This window comes from Alteromonas sp. 5NS40-0096, from assembly GCF_057544385.1.
Window position 1 is genome coordinate 536,351 of the sequence record NZ_BAAJLQ010000003.1, and the last position, 21,958, is coordinate 558,308.

Below are 21,958 nucleotides of genomic sequence, written 5' to 3' on the forward strand. Positions count from 1 at the left end.
AATGAATGACGAAAGAACAAATAACGCCGCAGCAGATAGCAACGATGAGGTGTTGCAGTGGGTAACTTACCGATTAGGTGAGGAAACCTATGGCATTAACGTGATGCAGGTACAAGAGGTATTGCGATATACCGAAATTGCGCCTGTTCCTGGTGCTCCAGAGTACGTACTTGGTATTATCAATCTACGTGGTAATGTTGTGACTGTTATTGATACTCGGGCAAGGTTTGGTTTACCGCCAACGGATATCACTGACAACACGCGTATTGTTATCATCGAATCAGATGAACAGGTTGTGGGCATTTTGGTTGATAGCGTAGCCGAAGTGGTTTACTTAAAATCCTCTGAAATTGACAGTGCGCCGAATGTTGGTACAGAAGAAAGTGCTAAATTCATTCAAGGTGTGAGCAACCGCGATGGCGAGCTACTTATTCTTGTCGATCTTAACAAGTTGTTAAGCGACGAAGAGTGGGACGAAATTAGCTCACTGTAAGTGTCTCAGAGGCACGAGCTATCGTGCCTCTTCCTTTCTAAAGCTGAAGTGTGAAGTAGATACCTGTTTGTTAGAACACGTTTTTAATCCAACCGTAATTTTTTCGATACTCGTCGTACTCGGTGGCGTGGTAGCGATGTTGCTGATAGTTATTGTTGGTCTTAAACGCCAATTGGCGAATCAAGTATCAACCTTGAGTACGATTAAACTCGCTAATCGAGATTTAACACGTACGGTATCAGATATTGCTAATCAGATTGAGGAGGAACGTGCGAAAAGTCTGGTCATGGCTAAACAATTCACCGCGTATCAATCCGAACTCGATCAACTGGGAAACAAACAAAGAGAATTGGAACAACAAGATCCCAGTACTCGTTTGTATCAAAAAGCCGTACAACTTGCCAAAGACGGAGCATCTGTTGATGAGTTAGTGCAAGCATGCGACCTGCCACAAGCTGAAGCCTTGCTTCTGGTTAACCTTCATCAAAGCAATTAACCGTCTCAATCGAGGCGTTGCTCAATCTCGAGCAAAAGTGACGGGCGTCGCCCACTGGACTTTCCCATACGTTTCTCTTTACTTATGTCCGACATGAGCCGGCTTTTTTTAAATAAGCGTATGGACGTCTAGACGTAAACTTGTTGACTTTTTTAGACGTCTAGATGCACAATCAGGTAATTAAACATCACTATTGGGGTGAGTATGCCTATTCGAATACCTGCGGAACTGCCGGCACTGAATGTTCTCGGTGGTGAAAATATCTTTGTAATGGATGACCAGCGTGCCACAACGCAGGATATCCGTCCGATGGAAATCGGAATTTTGAATTTAATGCCCAATAAGATCGAAACGGAAGTTCAAATCCTACGCATGTTGTCGAATACGCCATTACAGATCAATATCGATCTGATTCGTATTGATAACCATACATCGAAAAATACGCCTCAAGCGCACGTCGATAACTTTTATCTAGGGTTCGATGAAGTAGCCAGTAAGAGTTATGATGGACTGATCATAACCGGTGCTCCCTTGGCCATGTTGGCTTATGAAGATGTGAAATATTGGAATAAAATGAAGACCATCATGGATTGGGCCAAACGCCACGTTCAATCTACGATGTTCTTATGTTGGGCCGCTCATGCTGCTATCTATCACTTTTATGGGAAGCGCCGCATCTTGCGATCTGATAAGCTCTCAGGTGTTTTTCAGCACCAAGTCCAAGACGTACACAATGAGTTGATGCGCGGTTTTGATCCAGAGTTTTACGCGCCGCATTCGAGATTTGGTGAAGTGCCAATTGCGGATTATCAGAGTATTGATGGGCTAAACGTACTAGCCAGCTCGGAGAAAACTGGCGCCTATATCGTTGCTTCCGAGGATAAGCGATTAGTGTTTATCACTGGACATCCAGAGTACGACCCAGAGACACTAGACCAAGAGTATAAAAGGGATATGGGTTCTGGCGAAACGCCGGCACTACCCGAAAATTACTACAAGGATGACAACCCGAACAATTGTCCTATGGTAAGGTGGCGGTCGCACGGTAATTTACTTTTTACCAACTGGCTTAACTACTACGTATATCAAACTACGCCATACGATTTGGCAGATCTGAGTAAAGGTTAAAGGTAGACCATTGAAAGAATCATCATTAGAACAGCGCCTAAAGCAACTTGCATCTGAGAGAATACTCGTGCTTGACGGTGCGATGGGCACAATGATCCAAAAGCACAAGCTCGAAGAGGAAGATTATCGCGGTGAGCGGTTTGCCGATTGGCCGAGTGATGTGAAAGGCAATAATGATCTATTGGTACTGACTCAGCCAGAACTGATTTATCAAATACATTGCGAGTATTTGGAGGCTGGCGCCGACATTCTCGAAACTAACACCTTTAATGCTACTGCATTATCAATGGCTGATTATGATATGCAAAGCTTGGTACCTGAAATTAACCGAGAAGCGGCTAGGCTTGCTCGAAAAGCCGCAGATGCCTGCACGCAAAAAGACCCTTCGAAGCCACGATTTGTCGCTGGCGTGTTAGGCCCCACGAGTAGAACTGCGTCCATTTCGCCGGATGTTAACGATCCCGGAATGCGCAACGTGACTTTCAATCAATTGGTCGATAATTACGTTGAAGCGACAATCTCGCTAATGGAAGGCGATGTCGATTTGATCATGCTTGAGACGATTTTTGATACGCTAAATGCCAAAGCCGCCGCTTTTGCTGTTGACGTTGCATTTGAACAAATAGGTCGCTCAGTACCCGTTATGATTTCTGGTACTATCACGGACGCGTCGGGTCGTACTTTGTCTGGCCAAACAACGGAAGCTTTCTATAATTCGCTGCGACACGTTAAGCCCACATCATTTGGTTTAAATTGCGCATTGGGTCCGGACTTGCTACGCCAATATGTTGACGAAATGTCGACTATTGCTGAATGCTTGGTTTCTGCTCACCCAAATGCAGGTTTACCCAATGAATTTGGAGAGTACGACATGGAAGCGGATGAAATGGCCACGCATATCAAAGAGTGGGCCGAATCCGGTTTAGTCAATATTGTCGGAGGATGCTGTGGCAGCACACCTGGCCACATCAAAGCGATTGCAGATGCTGTTGAATCGGTCAAACCCAGAATCGTCCCCACGTTAGATGTGAAAATGCGTCTATCTGGTCTTGAAGCTTTTTCTCACGAGTAGTGTTATGAGTCAATCTACAGCCAATTTTGTCAATGTCGGTGAACGCACTAATGTTACTGGTTCTGCGCGTTTTAAGCGATTGATCCTCGAGGGAGACTATGAAAGCGCACTCGATGTTGCTCGTCAACAAGTGGAAAATGGTGCGCAAATCATTGATATCAACATGGATGAAGCCATGTTGGATTCGAAAGCAGCAATGGTGCGCTTCTTAAACCTAATCGCATCCGAGCCTGACATTAGTCGCGTGCCTATTATGATCGACTCCTCGAAGTGGGACATCATTGAAGCAGGCCTGCAGTGTGTCCAGGGCAAAGCCATTGTCAACTCAATCAGTTTGAAAGAAGGCGAAGAACAATTCCTCGCCCAAGCCAAGCTTATCAAACGCTACGGCGCAGCAACGGTCGTTATGGCTTTTGACGAAAGAGGACAAGCCGATACAGAAGACCGTAAGTTTGAAATATGTGAGCGAAGCTATCGCTTGTTGGTGGACAAAATCGATTTTCCACCCGAAGACATTATTTTCGATCCCAATATTTTCGCTGTGGCTACAGGTATCGAGGAGCACAACAACTATGCTGTCGATTTTATTGAAGCCACTCGCCGTATAAGGCAGTCGCTACCCCATTGTCACATATCTGGCGGGTTGTCTAATGTGTCTTTCTCGTTTAGAGGTAACAACCCTGTTAGAGAGGCCATGCACAGCGTATTTCTCTTCCATGCTATAAAGGCTGGCATGGATATGGGGATCGTCAACGCTGGCCAACTTGAGGTCTATGACGAAATTCCTCCAGAGCTTCGCGAGGCGGTTGAGGATGTCATTCTCAATCGCAGAGATGATGCAACGGATAGGCTGCTTGATTTGGCGCCTAAATACCAAGGTAGTGGTAAAGAAGCGGCGAAGGAAAACTTAGAGTGGCGAGAGCTACCAGTTACTAAGCGGTTGGAACATGCGTTAGTTAAAGGCATTACGGATTTCATTGAAGAAGATACCGAAATTGCTAGGCAAGAAGCAGACAAGCCACTCCATGTGATTGAAGGCCCTTTAATGGATGGTATGAATGTGGTTGGCGACCTATTTGGTGAGGGTAAGATGTTCCTTCCTCAAGTGGTAAAGTCTGCAAGGGTGATGAAGAAGGCTGTCGCTTACTTACAGCCATACATTGAAAAGGAAAAGGAAGCGGGCTCAAGTAACGGTAAAGTCATAATGGCGACCGTGAAAGGCGATGTCCACGATATTGGTAAGAATATCGTGGGCGTTGTGCTGCAATGTAACAATTTTGAGGTTATCGACTTAGGCGTCATGGTGCCTACAGCAAAAATTTTGCAAGTCGCAAAAGAAGAAAACGCCGACATGATAGGGTTATCTGGTTTGATAACACCATCACTTGATGAAATGGTGCACGTTGCTAAAGAAATGCAGCGCCAAGCCTTTGATTTACCCTTGCTGATTGGTGGTGCGACGACGTCAAAAGCTCACACCGCGGTCAAGATAGAGCAGCATTACGAACATCCCGTTGTTTATGTACCAAATGCAAGTCGTGCGGTTGGCGTGTGCCAAAAGTTAATTTCTTCAGAACAAAGGCCCATCTATCACGCCGAAATCAAAAAAGAGTATGAAAAAGTAAGAGACCAGCATGCTCGCAAGCGCCCTCGCTCTAAGCCAATATCACTTGATGCCGCGAGAGCGAATAGCGTGGAATTGGACTTAAGTAAAGTCGCATCTGCGCCTAAAAAACTCGGTGTAACCGCTATATCTGCTGATTTAAAAACCTTGCGAAATTATATTGATTGGACACCGTTCTTTTTGACGTGGTCACTAGCAGGCAAATACCCGAGAATCCTGCAAGATGAAGTCGTCGGGGAGCAAGCCCAAGAGCTTTTCGATGACGCCAATGCGATGTTGGACAGTTTGATCGAGTCGAACGATATACAAGCCAAGGGTGTATTCGGCTTGTGGCCAGCTAACCGTGTCGCTGACGATATCGAGATTTACGCCGATGAGACAAGGGATGAATTGTTGGGCATTGCCCATCACCTTCGTCAGCAAACACTGAAAGAAAACCACCCTAATTACTGTTTGAGTGACTTTGTCGCGGCTAAGTCTACGGGCATAGCAGACTACATCGGCGCGTTTGCAGTCACGGCAGGCATTGGAGAAGACGAGCTAGCTCAGTCCTATGAACAGCAAGGGGACGATTATAACGCCATAATGGTCAAAGCCGTTGCCGATAGGCTAGCTGAAGCCTTTGCGGAATACCTTCATGAGCAAGTGCGAAAAGACTACTGGGGCTATGCGGCGCAAGAGCATTTGGATAATGACGACCTGATTCGCGAAAAGTATCAAGGGATAAGACCGGCTCCTGGTTATGCTGCTTGTCCAGAGCATACTGAAAAACAGTTGATTTGGGATTTGCTTGACGCAGAAAATCACACTACGATGAAATTGACGTCTAGTTATGCAATGTGGCCCGGCGCATCGGTTTCTGGTTGGTATTTCTCTCATCCTGACAGTCGATATTTTGCTGTGGCGAAAATACAACGAGACCAATTGGAAGATTACGCCGAGCGTAAGCAATGGTCTCTCGATAATGCAGAAAAATGGTTGGCACCAAATCTCGATGACTAAACCTTACAGCCAAGCGTGTGAAAACAACAAGCAACCTATTATTGAACAGCTCACTCGGCACTTTGCCGAGTGCACGCGTGTGCTTGAAATTGGTAGTGGCAGTGGGCAACACGCGGTACATTTTGCATCTCACCTAAGTCACTTGGTATGGCAAACAAGTGACCAAGACCATTATCACGATGGCATTAATCTGTGGATTGATGAGCATCCAGCCCCTAATTTATTGCGCCCGATTACGTTTACTGTTGGCGCTGATGCTTTCCCTGCTGGAAAGTACGATGGCGTTTTTACTGCCAATACCGCTCATATCATGCAAAAGCATGAAGTCCAGCATCTCATGAGTGATGTTAGCACTCACTTACTGCCTGGGGGCTTGTTTTGTCAGTATGGTCCTTTCATAGAAAATGGGAAATTTAGCTCACAAAGTAATGAGGACTTCCATTATTCATTACTAGAGAGAGGGTATGGTGGTTACCGAAGTATCGAAGAATTACAAGCTTGGCAAACCGGTTTAACGTTGATGCAAAAAATAGCGATGCCAGCTAACAACCTCATGCTGGTGTGGAAGAAGTTAAAAACTCGCTAAATTGGTGTTGAAAATGCGTCAACGTCAAAGGATGCGCATTTTCATATTCCATAAAAACTATCTTTTTACTTATTTCAAAGCGATTTTCTGTTATAAAAATATCTCAGTGCTAAATGCATATTCACCATTAATAATAATTACAAAGGGAATATCATGTCGTTACAAAAGAAATTCATGCTAATTGTCGGTGGCAGCATCAGTGTCATGCTTTTTGTGACCTTTGCCGTCGTTGTCTCGCTCATTGGTAGCAATACTAAAACCACGATTGAACATGAATTAGAAAGCCTAATTACTCTCGAAGCACAAGCGATTGAGCAGTTCTTTGCGCGCTATGGTGGCGTTGCGCACAATTTTATCTTTAACCCGTACGTCATAGATTTTTTCGATTCTCATAAAGAAAGAGGACGAGGAAATATTGATAAGATTAATGAAGTAAAACGGGTTTTCCCAGCAATCAGCGAACCGGATGCCAATATTAAATCGGCGTTCTTTGCCAGTGCAAAAACCGGTGAGTACTTCTACGAGGGCGGGCGCGTTGGTGTCGATACGGATGGACCCAATGCGAATGATGTGACTAAAGGGTATTTCGCAAACAAAAGGCCTTGGTTTAATACCGCAGTAGAAAACAGAGAAATCTACGTCACACCTCCAGCGGTCGATTCTCAAGACAATACCATATCAGCTGTTGTTCAGGGCCCTGTAACTTATCAAGGTGAATTACTTGGCGTTGGCGGTGTAGATATTCTGATTAGCACCATAGGCGAAGTCATTGACGGTATTCGGTATGAAAAAACGGGTACGGCCTTTTTACTAGATGATAAGCAACAAATTGTCTATTTCCCAAAGCAAGATATCGACTTAGCGCTGAGCACCAAATTTACTGATTTCGACACTTTGTTTGACGACAGTGAGGGGTTCGCAGAACTTGTCGGCAATATTAAGAACAACAATCAAGGAATGTATGAGCTCACGTGGCAAGGCATCCCTTATTTAGTCGTTTTCAAACACGCCAAATTAACTAGCCCACGGATGAATTGGGTACTCGGCATTCTCGTACCTGCCGCCGTGGTTCAAGAACCCATTCAAACGACCTACGTTACTGCTATTGGGATTGCAATTGCCATTATTTTAGCTATCTCTGTTATTACTTTTTGGGCGAGTGGATTAATTGCCGCGCCAATTATTGGCATGAAGAAAGCGATGGCAAAAATTGCCAGTGGCGATGGAGACCTAACTCAGCGTCTTCGTGTGACGACTAAGGATGAGGTAGGTGAACTTGCGAAACAGTTTAATTTATTCACGGAAAAGCTGCAAAAACTAATGGGGCACACAGCCATACATACAGAAAGTGTGTCTGAGGCAGCTGCACATCTACAAAGTGTATCGAGCCGTGCGAGTACTGAACTGCAACAAGAGCGCAAGCAGGTGAGTGCGGTTAATGATGCAGTGAAGCAGATGGCAAAAACAGTGGAAGAAATTTCAATCAATGCGTCTCATTCGAGTCGGGCAGCAATTGAAGCGGATAATCAGGTAAAAATTGGTGTCAAGGAAGCACAAAATGCAAAAGATGAAATACATCATTTAGCCGAATCGATTGCGCAGGGTGTCGCCGTTGTGGACGGGCTAAGCCAAGAGTCAGAAAACATTGGCGCAGTTGTTGATGTTATTAATAGCATCGCTGAGCAAACCAATTTACTGGCGTTAAATGCCGCGATTGAGGCAGCGCGCGCGGGCGAACAGGGAAGGGGGTTTGCTGTTGTGGCAGATGAAGTTCGGTCTCTAGCAAGTCGTACTCAAGATTCAACCGACGATATTCGGAAAATGGTTGAAACACTTCAAGCGATGGCTAATCAAACTAAATCTGTGATGGCCGACGGTCAAAGGCGCTCCAATGACAGCGTTGCAAAAACGGAGAATGTGCTGCAGTTTTTGACATCGGTCGAGACTAGTATTGACGAAGTGCAGCAACAAAGCCAACAGATTGCGAGTGCGACAGAGCAACAAACCGTTGCCGCAGAGGATATCAATCACGCTCTGGAAGAGATATCTCACCTCAGTAACAATACGGGTAGTAACGCGCAAGAGCTTGCTTCAGAGGCGGCTGACCTTAACGGTGTTGCAAAAGAGCTGAGACAAGTGGTCAGCCAGTTTAAGCGATAACCTGTGCCCATTGGCCGATGAAAGTACATTGGCATATTATCGTCGGTTTGAGGTATAGAGTCCCTATGCCTCAAATTAATGAATCAATAATTCTGGCTTACATCATTTTCAATGTAAAACGCTAACGCGTGTCCGCGACGCTTGTCGTCATCACCGCGCTTTCGAGTTTGGTTTCCACGAGCTCTCGAATTTCACCAGCTAGTTGACGGAAAAAAGTTCGAGAAGGAGATGTATTCCTCCATGCGAGGAAATGTTCCCGCGAAATGGGCTTGCCTTTCAACTCTGTTACGTGAAGTGCTTCCGGGTCATGGAGCTCCGAGTGAATGTACAAACCGGGAAGGAACGCTGAACCCATTCCCATGACTACCATTTGCCGGAGCGTATCTAGACTTGTACCTTCATAATCTCGGCTGAGGTCTGCGTTGAGTTCTCCACAGATTTGCATGACTTGGTGATGGAAGTGATGTCTGTCCTCAAGTGTCAGGATCTTTTCACCTGCCAATGCTTTAGGTTGTATATATTTTTGGCCAGCTAATTTGTGTTCGCTGTTAATAACAAACTTCAGTGGTTCAGTGAACAGCGGTTCCATCATGATTTGCGAATTGGACGCTGTCATTGGCGATAGAATCAAATCGTAATCACCATTAAGTAACCCTTGTTGTAAATTTCTCGGTGCTGCCTCTCTGACGTAGAATTTCAAACCCGGGTGTTTTTTGTGAAGTTCAGGGAAGATATGGGGCAGCAAATAAGGGCCCAACGTAGGTGGAATGCCTAAACGATAGGTCGTATTCTCGCCTTCGGACAAGACTTGCGCCGCTTCAGTAAATCTGGCGCACGCCAACAACACGCTCTCTGCTTCTTCTAGCAAAAGCCTGCCTTGGGCCGATAAATGGGTCCCCGTGCGTGAGCGTTCGAACAAAGTAACGCCTAAATATTCTTCTAAACTGTTAATTTGGTTAGTCAGCGTAGGTTGACTGATCCCCAAAATATGTGCAGCTCGTCGATAACTTAGGTGTTTCGCCACAGCAATAAAATAATGAACTTGATTTAAAGATAGATTTTTTTCTTTAGATTTCAATGGTTTGTTCTTTTTCTTTGCGGTTTTGATAAATTCTGATAGCGATACACTATCACGAAGTTAAGTACTATTCTATTAATCTATCAAAGACACTGTTGCATAAAAGTTAACGATCACATTACATTTTTAGGAGTATTGATTAGCGTCGCGTTCGTTTTTGTGTTTTTGATTTTTGGGGCACTGAAAGTGCTGGCTCAAATCCAACAGTGGCTTAATCATTGCAGTACAGAGATAGGTGTGGTGAAAGAAAAGTGCGGTAAGCTCGATCATTCTCAAGTAGATGAAGTAACAAAAGAGAACGTTGTTTAGCACAGCCAGTCATTGTGCTTCTACAAGGCAATGACGGCCAAACTATCCTCAAATTGAAGGAAGTTGAGGCAGAAATGACAACGTTTTTAATGGTCGCTTCTCTTGCGAGGAGAGCGACAACTGTGAGTTTGAAGAAAAAAGACAGGCGTACAGAGCAACAGCTTTCAGTATCATAAGTATAATAAGGATACCCAATGAAAATAGATTTAACGAACATTCGTGGCGACATAACAGGTGGTATTACCGCCGGTATTGTCGCCTTACCTCTAGCGCTTGCTTTTGGTGTTGCCTCTGGACTCGGTCCGATAGCAGGTATGTACGGTGCGATTGCAGTAGGATTTTTCGCTGCACTGTTTGGGGGCACTCCTTCGCAGATTTCGGGGCCAACAGGGCCGATGGTTGTTGTACTCGCAGGTCTTTTTGCGAGTTTAACTGGTGACCCTGCACTTATCTTCACTGCTGTTATCTTGGCTGGCGTATTTCAGATTATAATGGGGGTGCTCAAGCTTGGTGATTACATCCGGCTCGTACCTTACCCAGTTATATCGGGTTTTATGAGTGGTATTGGTGTCATTATCATCAGCTTGCAAGTCATTGTCTTACTGGGACATCCGTCTCCAAGTAATACATTGATGGCAATTGGTGATTTACCTGCAGCATTGGCTGATATTAACTTTGCGACTTTAGGCTTGGGTATCGGTACTTTGATCATCGCTTATAAATGGCCTGCATCACTAGGTAAATACGTACCTGGGACATTGGCTGCGTTATTGATCGGTACGATTGCGAGTCTGATGATTGGCAACGTTCCAGTACTTGGGCAAATTCCAACAGGTTTGCCTGAAATTCAAATGCCAACATTTACGCAAGACACTTGGATGCTAGTCGTCGAAGCGGCTATTATCTTAGCGGTGCTTGGCGCAATCGATAGCTTGTTGACTTCTTTGGTCGCGGACAACATGACTCGTACTCGCCACAACAGTAACAAAGAGCTAATCGGTCAAGGTATCGGTAACTCAGTTGCTGGTTTTATCGGTGGTATAGCGGGTGCTGGCGCAACAATGCGTACATTTGTAAACATCAGAACCGGCGGTCGTGGTCAAATCTCGGGTATGGTCCATGCTGTACTACTACTCGCAATCGTACTTGGGCTAGGAAGTTTGGCTCAGCATATCCCACATGCGGTTCTCGCCGGTATTCTGTGTAAAGCAGGTGCAGATATCATCGATTGGAGCTATATCAGAAAGTCTCATCGCGGTCCGCGTTTCGACCTAGTGTTGATGGCAATCGTATTAGTAATGACGGTCTTTGTTGATTTGATTCAAGCCGTAGCGGCAGGTGTTGTTCTTGCGTCTTTGGCCTATGTAAAACAAGTTGCCCATACTCAACTAGAAGCACTCAAGAATATTCCTGATCACTTGGATGATCCAGATGAGCACGACATCATGGTCAAAGCTAACAACAAAATCCGCGTGTTCGATTTCGGCGGTCCTTTGAGCTTCGGCGCGGCTGCTGATGTTGGTCACCAAGTTCGCGAAAAAGCGAAAGACGGCGCCAAAGTACTTATTTTAGACTTTGAGCGAGTGCCATTTATGGATGTATCTGCAGCGCTTGCAATAGAAACGATTGCGACCGACGCTAAAGCCGCGGGTAGAAAGCTGTTGATTTCGGGTGTGAAACCAGAAGTCGAAGCGGTGTTACACGGTTTAGAGGTCTATGAACACATGGACAAAGAAGATAAACACGCAACGCGATTAGATGCACTACAAGCGGGTTTGACGATTGTTCAGAACAGCGAAAAGCAGGCGGCTTCATCTGCGGGAAAGTCACAACAGGCTGACGTTGATATGGGCGCAGCCGTCGCTAAATAATACATTGTCGTTTTCAAAAGGTAAGGCAGCCCAAAGGGCTGCCTTTTTTGTTTTTGCATGGGTAAAACGAATAAGATGCTTTAATATTCGTGTACTAAATACGTATTGGTCGAGTGGATTTTGGGAAATAAAAAAGCCACTTAATGAAAGTGGCTTTTAGTATCAGAATACAGCAACTGGATTACCAGATGCGTACACGGTCTTCAGGCGCTAAGTAAAGTGCATCGCCAGGTTGAACGTTAAACGCTTCGTACCAAGCATCATGGTTTCTCGGAGCCAAGGCTCTGTAGCGACCTGGGGCGTGAGTGCCGCCACGCAACTGGTTCAACATACTTTGCTCAGTGCGTTTTTCTCTCCATACTTGGGCCCATGCAAGGAAGAAGCGCTGGTCGCCTGTTAGGCCATCAATGATAGGTGCCTCTTTACCATTAAGGCTCAGTTGGTAAGCGTGATACGCCATCGCTAGGCCGCCGACATCACCGATGTTTTCACCCAAGCTGTTACGGCCATTGACGAAGTTACCTTCAATTGGTTCATACTCGCTGTATTGCGCCGCTAGCGTATCCGCTTTTTGTTCGAAAGCGGCACGGTCTTCATCTGTCCACCAATTTTGTTGAATACCATTGGCGTCAGATTTAGACCCTTGGTCATCAAAGCCGTGACCCATTTCATGGCCAATGACCGCGCCAATGGCGCCATAGTTCACTGCTGGGTCAGCATTGGGATCGAAGAATGGAGGCTGTAAGATAGCCGCAGGGAATACAATTTCGTTAAACGAGGAGTTGTAATATGCATTGACGCGTTGCGGGGTCATACCCCAGCGATTACGGTCAGTCGGCTTAAGTTCATTCTCAACGTCTTTTGCTTGGAAAAACTGACGTAAGTTACGAACATTACCTACCAGATCACTATCACTGATAGATAAACCTTCAAAACTTTGCCAAACATCTGGGTAACCAATTTTCGGGTTGAAAGCTTGAAGTTTTGCCTGCGCATTGACCTTCGTTTGCTCTCCCATCCAGTCTAGGCCTTCAATGCGTTCGCCAAGTGCTTTTCGCAAATTTTCGACGAGCTCAGCCATCTGTGTTTTTGAACTTTCGGGGAAGTAACGGTCAACATAGACTTTACCGATAGCAAAACCAAGACTTTCAGTACCAGACATTTGGCTCACGGCGCGCTTCCAACGAGGACGAGGTTCTTGTTGTCCACTTAATGTTTTGCCGAAGAAATCAAAATTAGCGTTGTATATGTCTTCTGATAATAAGCCAGCGTTGTTGCTGATTGTGTGGTAAGTCAAATATGACTTCCAATCGTCTAGCGGCGTATCGTTAATGATTTGAATAACGTCTTTAACCGGCTGAGGTTGAGTCACATTTAAATGAGGAATCGCCAGTCCACTTGGAGCAAAGAAAGCATCCCAGTCAAAGCCACCGTAGGCATCCGTTAATTCAGCGCGTTCAAGCTGATTGAGAGTCAGGTCGCGGTTTCTGCGCTTTTCGCGAGGCCATTGTACTTCTGCAATAGCCGTCTCCAATGCCATTATCTTAGCCGCTTCTTCTGCAGCATTTTCAACACCTGCAAATCCAAGCATTTGCTCAATATGCGCAACATAAGCTTGACGGATACCGTCAAAACGTTCTGAATCGGTAAGGTAATAATCGCGATCTGGCAACCCTAAACCACCAACACCAACACTTAGCTGATACTGATTAGGGTCAAGTCGGTTGTACCACAAACCGCCGCCGATAGGCGAAGACGTACCTGTTAACCACGCATTCCCAAAGACTTTAGTTAAATCAGTGGTGTTTTGAATGTTTTGGATAGTGTCTAACGTATCTTGGATTGGCTGTAAGCCTTTCGCGTTAATGGTTTCAGTATCCATGTAGGCTTTGTAAAAGTCATGGACCAATTTCTCTTCAGCATTGAGGTCGGACTTTGCCATAATGCTGTCGATAATTTCTTTGACTTGCTCTTCACTGCGTTCTGCAAGTTTGGTAAAGGCACCGTAACGGGTCTTATCGGCAGGGAGCTCATAGTTGTCATACCATGTACCACTGGCATACATAAAAAAGTCATCGCCTGGCTTAACTGCTTCATTGCGGGCGCTGAGCTCAACGCCAAAACTACCTAATTCCGCTTTACCTTTGGGAGCTTGTGCGGTTTCTTGAGGTGTCTCTTCAACTTGTTGTGGTTGGCTACATGCCGCGAGCCCCACGGAAGCTGCCACTAGAGTGGCTATCATCGTTTTTTTCATGTTTTCCTGTCTCTGTGTGAATGTGATGAAGATAAAAAGTCTTCGTTACCTGTCGTTATTACATCTAAATATTCTTGGTTAAATGGCAATGCATCGAATGCTTGTTGATAGTAATGCGTAATTGCCGGTTTTTCCTCTGCTAAGAAACGCGTCACTGCATCATGGAAACCTTCGTGATACAAATGGTGACGTGAGTAGCAGTATATGGGTTCAAAGCCGCGTAGAATTTTGTGTTCGCCTTGAGTTCCTGGGTTAAATATTGGCAGGTTTTGCTCAATTGCGAAATCTATACCTTGGTAATAGCATACTTCGAAGTGTAAACCGTCAATGGACGTCAAGGCTCCCCAATAACGCCCAAATAGCCCAGTTTCATCAAAAAAGAGTAGCGCACTTGCGATGGGGTTGCCATCTCGCTCAGCAATGACAATTAACATATTGTCGGCCATATTCAGCGCGAGATTTTGAAAAAACTCGAGACTTAAGTAGCCCTCGTGGCCGCTGCGCTTCAAATAGGTTTGACGATAGCACTGGTAAAAAAAGTCAATCATAGTTTGCGAGATAGCTTCACCAGTATAACGTTGACACGTGATATTTTGCGCTTGAATCCGGGCTCTTGACTTTCTCACGTCTTTTCGTTTTCTCGACGTCAATACTGCTAAGTAGCTATCGAAACACGTAAATGACCGGTTGAACCATTGAAATTGAACGTTACGCCGCTCTGCAGGAAAATGTGGCGCTAAATGGTTCGACGATTCGTGGTCAGTAAACAGCCAGTGCAACGATGAGGCTATGCCTTCTTGATCGGCTTTAATGAATTCAATCAACGCATTAATAATGGAAGCTTTATCGCTATGCGATGCATTACACAGTAAACGCGGCCCTGTCACTGGTGTGTAGGGAATCGCATTGACCCACTTGGGGTAATAATTTAGACCGTGATGGTGGTAGGCATTGGCCCACGAGAAATCAAAGACATATTCACCGTAACTATCGAGCTTAGTATAACCGGGCACAACAGCCACTAGGCGTTGGCCATCATATGCACCGTAGTATCGCGGGATCCAGCCCGAATCATTGCCAACACATGCCGTGTCTTCTAGCGCTTGGAGAAATGCTAAACGCAAAAATGGACCTGCGTCACCAGTCAGGCTCGTCCATTCGTCAGTGTTAAAATCTGACACACTGTTGTGTGCCTTACATATGATCGTCATTGAAATTCGTGTAATACGCCCTTACTTCTACCCTATTGCCACAGCGAGCTGATATCAACAGGAAACCATGTCAGATAACAATCGAAAGATCATTACAGACGCGATTACTCGCATGTTGGCACGACGAGAACATGCGAGAACTGAGATCATACGTAAATTGTCTGAAAAAGGCTTGGAATCGGCGGCTTTTTTGTCCATTTTACAAGAGTTCACTGACGCTGACATTCAGAGTGACGCGCGCTATGCAGAAATGCGGGTTCGCTCTTGTATTGCGAAGGGGCAAGGTGCGCGAAGAATACGGCAAGAACTGGTTGCTATGAAAGTAAACGAATCGGCTATTCAGCTTGCCTTTGAAGAGAATAGCCCAGATTGGTTCGAGTTAGCGCTTCTCGCAAAAACTAAGCGGTTTGGCGCTCACGTAGCGTCTGAAGCAAAGGACAAGGCGAAGCAAATTCGCTTTTTACAGTATCGAGGATTTGGTCATGAAGAGATTCAATATGCGCTAAACCCTCACTAACGTGTCTAAACCTAACCAATCAATTTCGTTTTTCTGTCGGCGAGTCCAATGAAAAATGAAATTGTGAACCAGGTAGTATGAAAAAGCGCAACAATCACAAACAAGCCCTAACAATCAAAGGGCTTCCGTGGTATTGTTGCGCCCTTCTAGGTTATAAATTATCCATGCTAATACGCGCTAATTTAGCGTTAAATGTTCGGGCAATGAATCCCACGGGCATGTTTTACAGGACTAAAAAATAGCAATGACATTATCAACTGCTGACATACGTCAAAAATTTATCGACTTCTTCAGTCAAAACGGGCACCAGTCAGTTGCGAGTTCGTCTCTCGTACCTTCTGATGACCCTACGCTGTTGTTTACAAATGCCGGAATGAACCAGTTCAAAGATGTATTCCTCGGCGCCGAAACACGGTCTTACACGCGAGCCGTATCTTCACAGCGTTGCGTGAGAGCAGGTGGTAAACACAATGACCTAGAAAACGTTGGTTATACAGCTCGCCACCATACTTTCTTCGAAATGTTGGGGAATTTTAGTTTTGGCGACTATTTCAAAACGGACGCCATCAAATTCGCTTGGTCATTTTTGACTGAAGAGCTTGGTTTGCCCGTCGACAAACTCCTCGTTACTGTATATTCAGAAGACGATGAGGCCTTTTCCATTTGGGAAAACGAAATTGGTTTACCCAAAGAAAAAATTATTAAAATCTCGACCTCAGACAACTTCTGGTCGATGGGTGATACTGGTCCATGTGGGCCTTGTTCAGAAATCTTTTACGATCACGGTGAGCACATTTGGGGGGGGCCTCCGGGTTCGCCTGAAGAAGACGGTGACCGTTTCATCGAAATTTGGAACTTGGTATTCATGCAGTTTAACCGTCAAGCGGATGGTAGCATGGAACCGTTACCTAAGCCCTCCATAGACACAGGTATGGGCTTGGAGCGAATTTCTGCAATATTGCAAGATGTACACAGTAACTACGAAATCGATATCTTTGACAATTTGATCAAAGCGGCCGCTAAGGTCGTCGGCACAAGTGATTTAGAGAATAAGTCACTTCGCGTGATTGCGGATCATATTCGCTCATGTAGCTTCTTGATCTGTGACGGTGTGATGCCAAGCAACGAAGGTCGTGGCTATGTGCTGCGTCGTATCATTCGCCGTGCAGTGCGTCATGGTTACAAACTCGGCGCAGATAACATTTTCTTCTATAAGTTAGTCGATGCATTGGCGACCGAAATGGGGCAAGCATACCCTGAACTCGTCGATCAAAAGCCAGTATTGGAAAAAGTGCTAAAAGTCGAGGAAGAGCAGTTCAGTAAGACCCTGTCTAGAGGCATGGCAATGTTGAACGATACTTTAGCTAATCTTAAATCTGATACGATTCCTGGCGAAGTTGTTTTTAAACTTTACGACACTTACGGCTTCCCAACCGATTTAACGAATGACGTTGCTCGAGAGCACGAACTTAAAATCGATGAAGAAGGTTTCGAAGCGGCAATGCAAGCTCAGCGTGAGCGCGCTCAACAAGCAAGCCAGTTCGGCTCTGACTACAATGAGTTGCTGAAACTAGAGCAAACTACTGAATTTACAGGCTATGAATCGACAGAAGACGAAAGCCAGGTATTAGAGTTGGTTTACGACAATCAACTGGTCGATTCATTAACCGATGGCCAGCAGGGCCTAGTTGTATTGAATCAGACGCCTTTCTATGCGGAGTCTGGTGGCCAAGTAGGTGATTCAGGTGAGTTGCTAATCGGTGACGCTACTTTTGTCGTCGAAGATACGCAAAAAATGGGTAATGCGTTTGTTCACAAAGGTGTTGCAAAGGGAACCGTCAACAAAGGCCAGACAATTACCGCGAAAATTGACACGCAGAATCGTGAAGCGATAAAGAAAAATCACAGCGCGACTCACTTACTACACGCCGCGCTGCGTGAGATTTTAGGCGAACACGTTACGCAAAAAGGATCACTGGTCGATGCACAGCGTCTGCGTTTCGATTTCTCCCATTTCGAGGCCGTTTCAGCAGAACAATTAATTCAAATCGAGCAACGAGTAAACGAAGAAATTCGCGCAAATCACGGTCTGTCTACTCAGTTAATGGAGTTAGACGAGGCAAAAGCCTCAGGTGCTATGGCGTTATTTGGTGAAAAATACGATGAAAAAGTGCGTGTTGTTACCATGGGACCATTCTCCGTTGAACTATGCGGTGGCACGCACGTACAAAGAACAGGTGATATCGGTTTATTTAAGATTAGTGCCGAGAGTGGAATCGCGTCTGGCGTACGTAGAATTGAGGCGGTAACTGGCGTTGGGGCGCTGGACTTGGTCCAGTCACAACAACAATTGCTTCAGCAAGTTGGAGGATTACTCAAAACCGATGCGAGTGGGTTGGTTGAACGGGTTTCAAATTTGCAATCTCAAGCCAAAGAGCTTGAAAAAGCGCTCGATACAGCGAAACAAAAGTTGGTTAGTGCTCAAGGCGCAGACATCCTCAGTCAAAGCCAAGATATTAAGGGTGTGAAAGTCCTTGTGTCTGAACTAGAGGGCGTTGAAGCCAAAGCGCTACGCGGCATGATGGATGACCTCAAAAATCGCATTGGCGAGGGTATTGTGGTTCTCGGCGTTGCAAATCAAGGTAAAGTTAATCTTATTGTCGGTGTGACGAAGAATCTGACTTCAAAAGTGAAAGCTGGAGAACTCGTAAACCACGTTGCCGCGCAGGTTGGCGGTAAAGGTGGTGGTAGACCGGACATGGCGCAAGCGGGTGGTGACAAACCCGAAAACTTGTCGTCAGCACTGGAGTCTGTCGCTTCTTGGTTGACAGATAAGCTATAATCGTCAATAAGTTAAAGACAGCGAGTTTTTGCGGTGACACAGAAACATGGAAAGCTGTTGCTCAAAACGGGTCGTGCCGTTGTTGAGTGTAGTATTAGGGATTATGTTCAAGATTAAGGAACAGGAGCAATAGAATGCTTATTTTGACTCGTCGTGTTGGTGAAACGCTTATGGTAGGTGATGATGTAACCGTTACTGTACTGGGCGTAAAGGGCAATCAGGTACGTATTGGTGTGAATGCACCTAAAGAAGTATCTGTACATCGTGAAGAAATTTATATGCGCATACAGGCCGAAAAAAGTGGCCAATCTGTAGGTGCACCAAAAGATGATGCCTAGCATCGAGTAATCGATGTCAAAAAGGTCGGCTTATGTCGGCCTTTTTTGTTTTTATACCATGAAACTATTGTTAGAGAGTGCCTCTGAACGGACAGGTAAAAGTGGCGTGTGTTGATTGATACTTGTTCAAAAAAAACAATTATTCATCAATCTGTTTAAAATCCAAGCATGCGAACGTTTTTGTTTGAAAAAGTGTTTGACTTCGCCTCATGAATCAGTAAACTGCGCTCCACGTTAAGGAGAGGCGGCTGGAATCGCTCCCGAGTAAGGGATATAAGGATTGTAGCTGTAGCATTAAATTGCACCCACTTACGAATAAGTAAGTTGATAAGCCTCGAATAAAGACTTAACATTTAAAACAGTTTCGGAGAGGTGGGTGAGTGGCTGAAACCAGTTCCCTGCTAAGGAACCATACCTATATACAGGTATCGAGGGTTCGAATCCCTCTCTCTCCGCCATTATTGCTTCTTAGAAGCATTGAAGTTTAGAAATGCGCGTGCGTAGCTCAGCTGGATAGAGTACCTGGCTACGAACCAGGCGGTCGGAGGTTCGAATCCTTCCGCACGCGCCAATCTAAACCTCACATTACGCGTGTGTAGCTCAGCTGGATAGAGTACCTGGCTACGAACCAGGCGGTCGGAGGTTCGAATCCTTCCACACGCGCCACATTGCAAAAGCCCGCTTTAAGCGGGCTTTTTTGTATCTAAAATTCACCGCCTCAAACATCTATTTGTGCCGAAATGCTGATTCAGTATGTCCAAAAAGTGCATAATTAATCACATATTCTCGTTTTTTCCTCGAAAATAAGACTAATTATGCAAGAGTGCGACCTTTTTACGGTTGTCTTTTGCTTTCCTGCATGTTACTTATTCGATTCATTTTTCAACATATCGAGATACTCATGGTATCAGAATCAATCTCAGCTCAATTGATGGAAGCTGCAACGTTAATGCTAGTGGGCATGGTCGTCGTGTTTGCATTCCTGACCCTGTTGATTGGCGGAGTAAAACTCATTGCTTTTGTTTGTGCCAAATTTCCAGAGAGCACACCTCAAGAAACCATGTCCCGTGGAACATCACCTCAAACAGTCAGTGCGCATAACGATAATCGTATCGTTGCAGCGATTACCGCGGCAATTGCGATGCATCGACAACAGAACAAATAAAATCAGGAGACACTATGCCAAACCCACTTGCGATAACCGAACTCGTTTTACGTGACGCTCATCAATCGCTACTGGCGACCCGTTTGAGATTAGAAGACATGCTGCCTATCGCCGCGGCACTGGATGAAGCTGGTTATTGGTCTGTTGAGTCTTGGGGCGGAGCAACATTTGATGCTTGTATTCGTTATTTAGGTGAAGACCCTTGGGAGCGTATACGAGAGCTGAAGAAAGCCATGCCCAAAACCAAACAGCAAATGTTGCTACGCGGGCAAAATCTGCTGGGGTATCGCCATTATGCTGATGACGTGGTTACGCGGTTTGTCGAGCGAGCTCACGAAAATGGCGTCGATGTGTTTCGCATCTTTGATGCCATGAATGACATGCGCAATTTGCAAACGGCTATTCGCGCAACCATTGATTGCGGCGCACATGCCCAAGGCACGATTTCCTATACCGTTAGTCCAGTTCACTCTATCGACCTGTGGGTTGATATGGGTAAGCAACTGGAAGATCAAGGCGTACATTCAATATGTATTAAAGATATGGCGGGCCTGCTAAAGCCATATGAATGCGAGGAGTTAATAACCAAACTCAAAAACGCCGTTGGTGTACCAATTGCCATGCAGTGTCATGCAACAACAGGGTTGAGTACAGCAACTTATCAGAAAGCCATTGATGCCGGGATCGATATTCTCGATACGGCGGTGTCGTCAATGAGTATGACATACGGGCATACTGCGACTGAGACAATTGCGTCTATTCTCGAAGGCACACCGAGGGATACTGGTTTGTCGTTGCCTCATCTCGAAAAGATCGCGAGTTACTTTAGAGATGTGCGCAAGAAGTATGCACAGTTCGAAGGCAGCTTGAAAGGCGTTGATGCAAGGATTCTCCTCGCTCAGGTGCCAGGAGGTATGTTGACCAATATGGAGAACCAACTCAGAGAACAAGGTGCCCTTGATAAGTTTGACCAAGTATTAGAGGAGATTCCTCGCGTTAGAGAAGATCTTGGCTTTATTCCTTTGGTCACGCCGACTTCGCAGATTGTCGGCACACAGTCGGTTCTCAATGTACTTACAGGTGAACGTTATAAAAGTATAACCAAGGAGACTGCTGGCGTCTTAAAAGGAGAGTACGGTGCTACAGCCGCGCCTGTGAATAGTGAATTGCAAGCGAGAGTACTAGAGGGTAAACGGGCGATTACCTGTCGTCCTGCTGACAATTTAGCGCCGGAATTAGACAATCTAACTGGTGAACTCGAACAACTAGCACAAGAAACCAATATTCAATTGGCGAATGACACGATAGATGACGTGTTAACGTACGCGCTATTCCCACAAGTTGGTTTGAAGTTCTTGCAAAATAGAGGGAATTCAGAGGCATTCGAACCCGCACCAAATCCTGAAGCGACACCAGTACAGTCTGCTCAGCCATCACAAGGCAATGTTGATGGGCCTGCGACCTACGATGTACGCGTCGATGGTCAGCTTTACCGCGTAGAAGTTGGTGAAGCAGGGCAGCTGGGTGACATAACGCCTGTGAGCTCGTCGCAGGGGCCTGCAGCAGAAGCCCCTCAGTCAGTTGTGGCAAGCTCAGCCGGGAAAAGTGTGAATGCTCCCCTAGCTGGCAATGTATTTAAACTGCTTGTTAAGCCCGGAGACAAAGTAAATGAAGGTGATGTTGTACTGATTTTAGAGGCCATGAAGATGGAAACCGAAATTAGGACGACTCACACAGGTGTGGTCGCTAAGCTGCTTGTCTCTGAGGGAGAATCAGTGACAAGCGGGCAAGCACTATTGGAGCTCAATTAAA

16 protein-coding genes and 3 tRNA genes are annotated in these 21,958 nt (G+C 45.5%); 16 read left to right on the forward strand and 3 right to left on the reverse strand.

Going from position 1 to position 21,958, the window contains the following annotated elements:
* The first annotated feature begins 1 nt into the window (after position 1).
* From AC27G9_RS12340 to AC27G9_RS12370, 7 genes are all read left to right on the forward strand, one after another.
* Positions 2–493: a chemotaxis protein CheW gene (locus tag AC27G9_RS12340; protein ID WP_487074607.1), complete on the forward strand. Its 492-nt coding sequence runs from the start codon at positions 2–4 to the stop codon at positions 491–493.
* Between the two features lie 67 nt (positions 494–560).
* Complete coding sequence (locus AC27G9_RS12345; protein WP_487074609.1) at positions 561–989, forward strand: DUF2802 domain-containing protein; 429 nt, start codon at positions 561–563, stop codon at positions 987–989.
* 204 nt (positions 990–1,193) lie between these two features.
* Entirely contained in the window at positions 1,194–2,117 is a 924-nt protein-coding gene (gene metA / locus AC27G9_RS12350) for a homoserine O-succinyltransferase MetA (RefSeq protein WP_487074611.1), read from the forward strand.
* Between the two features lie 10 nt (positions 2,118–2,127).
* Positions 2,128–3,189, forward strand: coding sequence for a homocysteine S-methyltransferase family protein (locus AC27G9_RS12355; RefSeq protein WP_487074613.1), 1,062 nt, complete (start codon positions 2,128–2,130; stop codon positions 3,187–3,189).
* A 4-nt stretch (positions 3,190–3,193) separates the two neighbouring features.
* On the forward strand, positions 3,194–5,815 hold the full coding sequence (gene metH, locus AC27G9_RS12360) for a methionine synthase (RefSeq protein ID WP_487074615.1): 2,622 nt from the start codon (positions 3,194–3,196) through the stop codon (positions 5,813–5,815).
* Entirely contained in the window at positions 5,808–6,401 is a 594-nt protein-coding gene (locus AC27G9_RS12365) for a DUF938 domain-containing protein (protein ID WP_487074617.1), read from the forward strand. The genes metH and AC27G9_RS12365 overlap by 8 nt, the downstream gene beginning before the upstream one ends.
* Positions 6,402–6,554: 153 nt before the next feature.
* The gene (locus AC27G9_RS12370) at positions 6,555–8,561 is read left to right on the forward strand and encodes a methyl-accepting chemotaxis protein (RefSeq protein ID WP_487074619.1); all 2,007 of its coding nucleotides are present in this window, start codon (positions 6,555–6,557) and stop codon (positions 8,559–8,561) included.
* 121 nt (positions 8,562–8,682) lie between these two features.
* Here AC27G9_RS12370 and AC27G9_RS12375 read toward each other — a convergent pair whose 3' ends face one another.
* The gene (locus AC27G9_RS12375; protein WP_487074621.1) at positions 8,683–9,639 is read right to left on the reverse strand and encodes a hydrogen peroxide-inducible genes activator; all 957 of its coding nucleotides are present in this window, start codon (positions 9,637–9,639) and stop codon (positions 8,683–8,685) included.
* Positions 9,640–10,142: 503 nt separating this feature from the next.
* Between AC27G9_RS12375 and AC27G9_RS12380 the strand changes: the two genes are divergently transcribed.
* Entirely contained in the window at positions 10,143–11,819 is a 1,677-nt protein-coding gene (locus tag AC27G9_RS12380; protein WP_487074623.1) for a SulP family inorganic anion transporter, read from the forward strand.
* 181 nt (positions 11,820–12,000) lie between these two features.
* Here the strand turns inward: AC27G9_RS12380 and AC27G9_RS12385 are convergent, their stop codons facing one another.
* Both AC27G9_RS12385 and AC27G9_RS12390 read right to left on the reverse strand, forming a co-directional pair.
* On the reverse strand, positions 12,001–14,073 hold the full coding sequence (locus AC27G9_RS12385; RefSeq protein ID WP_487074625.1) for a M13 family metallopeptidase: 2,073 nt from the start codon (positions 14,071–14,073) through the stop codon (positions 12,001–12,003).
* Positions 14,070–15,284, reverse strand: coding sequence for a GNAT family N-acetyltransferase (locus tag AC27G9_RS12390; RefSeq protein WP_487074627.1), 1,215 nt, complete (start codon positions 15,282–15,284; stop codon positions 14,070–14,072). The genes AC27G9_RS12385 and AC27G9_RS12390 overlap by 4 nt, the downstream gene beginning before the upstream one ends.
* A 67-nt stretch (positions 15,285–15,351) precedes the next feature.
* On the opposite strand from AC27G9_RS12390, the gene AC27G9_RS12395 reads away from it, so the two are divergent.
* The 8 genes from AC27G9_RS12395 (at position 15,352) to oadA (ending at position 21,957) form a co-directional block, all read left to right on the forward strand.
* A complete protein-coding gene (locus AC27G9_RS12395) occupies positions 15,352–15,801 on the forward strand; it encodes a regulatory protein RecX (protein WP_487074629.1) in 450 nt (149 codons plus the stop codon).
* Between the two features lie 244 nt (positions 15,802–16,045).
* The gene (alaS, locus tag AC27G9_RS12400) at positions 16,046–18,643 is read left to right on the forward strand and encodes an alanine--tRNA ligase (protein WP_487074631.1); all 2,598 of its coding nucleotides are present in this window, start codon (positions 16,046–16,048) and stop codon (positions 18,641–18,643) included.
* A 134-nt stretch (positions 18,644–18,777) separates the two neighbouring features.
* Positions 18,778–18,981 (forward strand): carbon storage regulator CsrA, encoded by a 204-nt coding sequence (gene csrA / locus AC27G9_RS12405; protein ID WP_487074633.1) that lies wholly within the window; start codon positions 18,778–18,780, stop codon positions 18,979–18,981.
* Between the two features lie 366 nt (positions 18,982–19,347).
* Positions 19,348–19,439, forward strand: a tRNA-Ser gene (locus tag AC27G9_RS12410).
* A 36-nt stretch (positions 19,440–19,475) separates the two neighbouring features.
* A tRNA-Arg gene (locus tag AC27G9_RS12415) sits at positions 19,476–19,552 on the forward strand.
* A gap of 18 nt (positions 19,553–19,570) precedes the next feature.
* Positions 19,571–19,647, forward strand: a tRNA-Arg gene (locus AC27G9_RS12420).
* Positions 19,648–19,882: 235 nt separating this feature from the next.
* The gene (locus AC27G9_RS12425) at positions 19,883–20,146 is read left to right on the forward strand and encodes an OadG family protein (protein WP_487074635.1); all 264 of its coding nucleotides are present in this window, start codon (positions 19,883–19,885) and stop codon (positions 20,144–20,146) included.
* A gap of 14 nt (positions 20,147–20,160) precedes the next feature.
* A complete protein-coding gene (gene oadA, locus AC27G9_RS12430) occupies positions 20,161–21,957 on the forward strand; it encodes a sodium-extruding oxaloacetate decarboxylase subunit alpha (protein ID WP_487074637.1) in 1,797 nt (598 codons plus the stop codon).
* Position 21,958 lies beyond the last annotated feature (1 nt).

Excerpts from the sequence above, each read along its gene's own strand:
- AC27G9_RS12395 (WP_487074629.1), top strand. The coding sequence starts at position 15,352 with ATGTCAGATAACAATCGAAAGATCATTACAGACGCGATTACTCGCATG.
- AC27G9_RS12390 (WP_487074627.1), bottom strand. The coding sequence starts at position 15,284 with ATGACGATCATATGTAAGGCACACAACAGTGTGTCAGATTTTAACACT.
- AC27G9_RS12385 (WP_487074625.1), bottom strand. The coding sequence starts at position 14,073 with ATGAAAAAAACGATGATAGCCACTCTAGTGGCAGCTTCCGTGGGGCTC.
- oadA (WP_487074637.1), top strand. The coding sequence starts at position 20,161 with ATGCCAAACCCACTTGCGATAACCGAACTCGTTTTACGTGACGCTCAT.
- AC27G9_RS12370 (WP_487074619.1), top strand. The coding sequence starts at position 6,555 with ATGTCGTTACAAAAGAAATTCATGCTAATTGTCGGTGGCAGCATCAGT.
- AC27G9_RS12340 (WP_487074607.1), top strand. The coding sequence starts at position 2 with ATGAATGACGAAAGAACAAATAACGCCGCAGCAGATAGCAACGATGAG.
- AC27G9_RS12380 (WP_487074623.1), top strand. The coding sequence starts at position 10,143 with ATGAAAATAGATTTAACGAACATTCGTGGCGACATAACAGGTGGTATT.
- metA (WP_487074611.1), top strand. The coding sequence starts at position 1,194 with ATGCCTATTCGAATACCTGCGGAACTGCCGGCACTGAATGTTCTCGGT.
- AC27G9_RS12365 (WP_487074617.1), top strand. The coding sequence starts at position 5,808 with ATGACTAAACCTTACAGCCAAGCGTGTGAAAACAACAAGCAACCTATT.
- csrA (WP_487074633.1), top strand. The coding sequence starts at position 18,778 with ATGCTTATTTTGACTCGTCGTGTTGGTGAAACGCTTATGGTAGGTGAT.
- metH (WP_487074615.1), top strand. The coding sequence starts at position 3,194 with ATGAGTCAATCTACAGCCAATTTTGTCAATGTCGGTGAACGCACTAAT.
- alaS (WP_487074631.1), top strand. The coding sequence starts at position 16,046 with ATGACATTATCAACTGCTGACATACGTCAAAAATTTATCGACTTCTTC.
- AC27G9_RS12425 (WP_487074635.1), top strand. The coding sequence starts at position 19,883 with ATGGTATCAGAATCAATCTCAGCTCAATTGATGGAAGCTGCAACGTTA.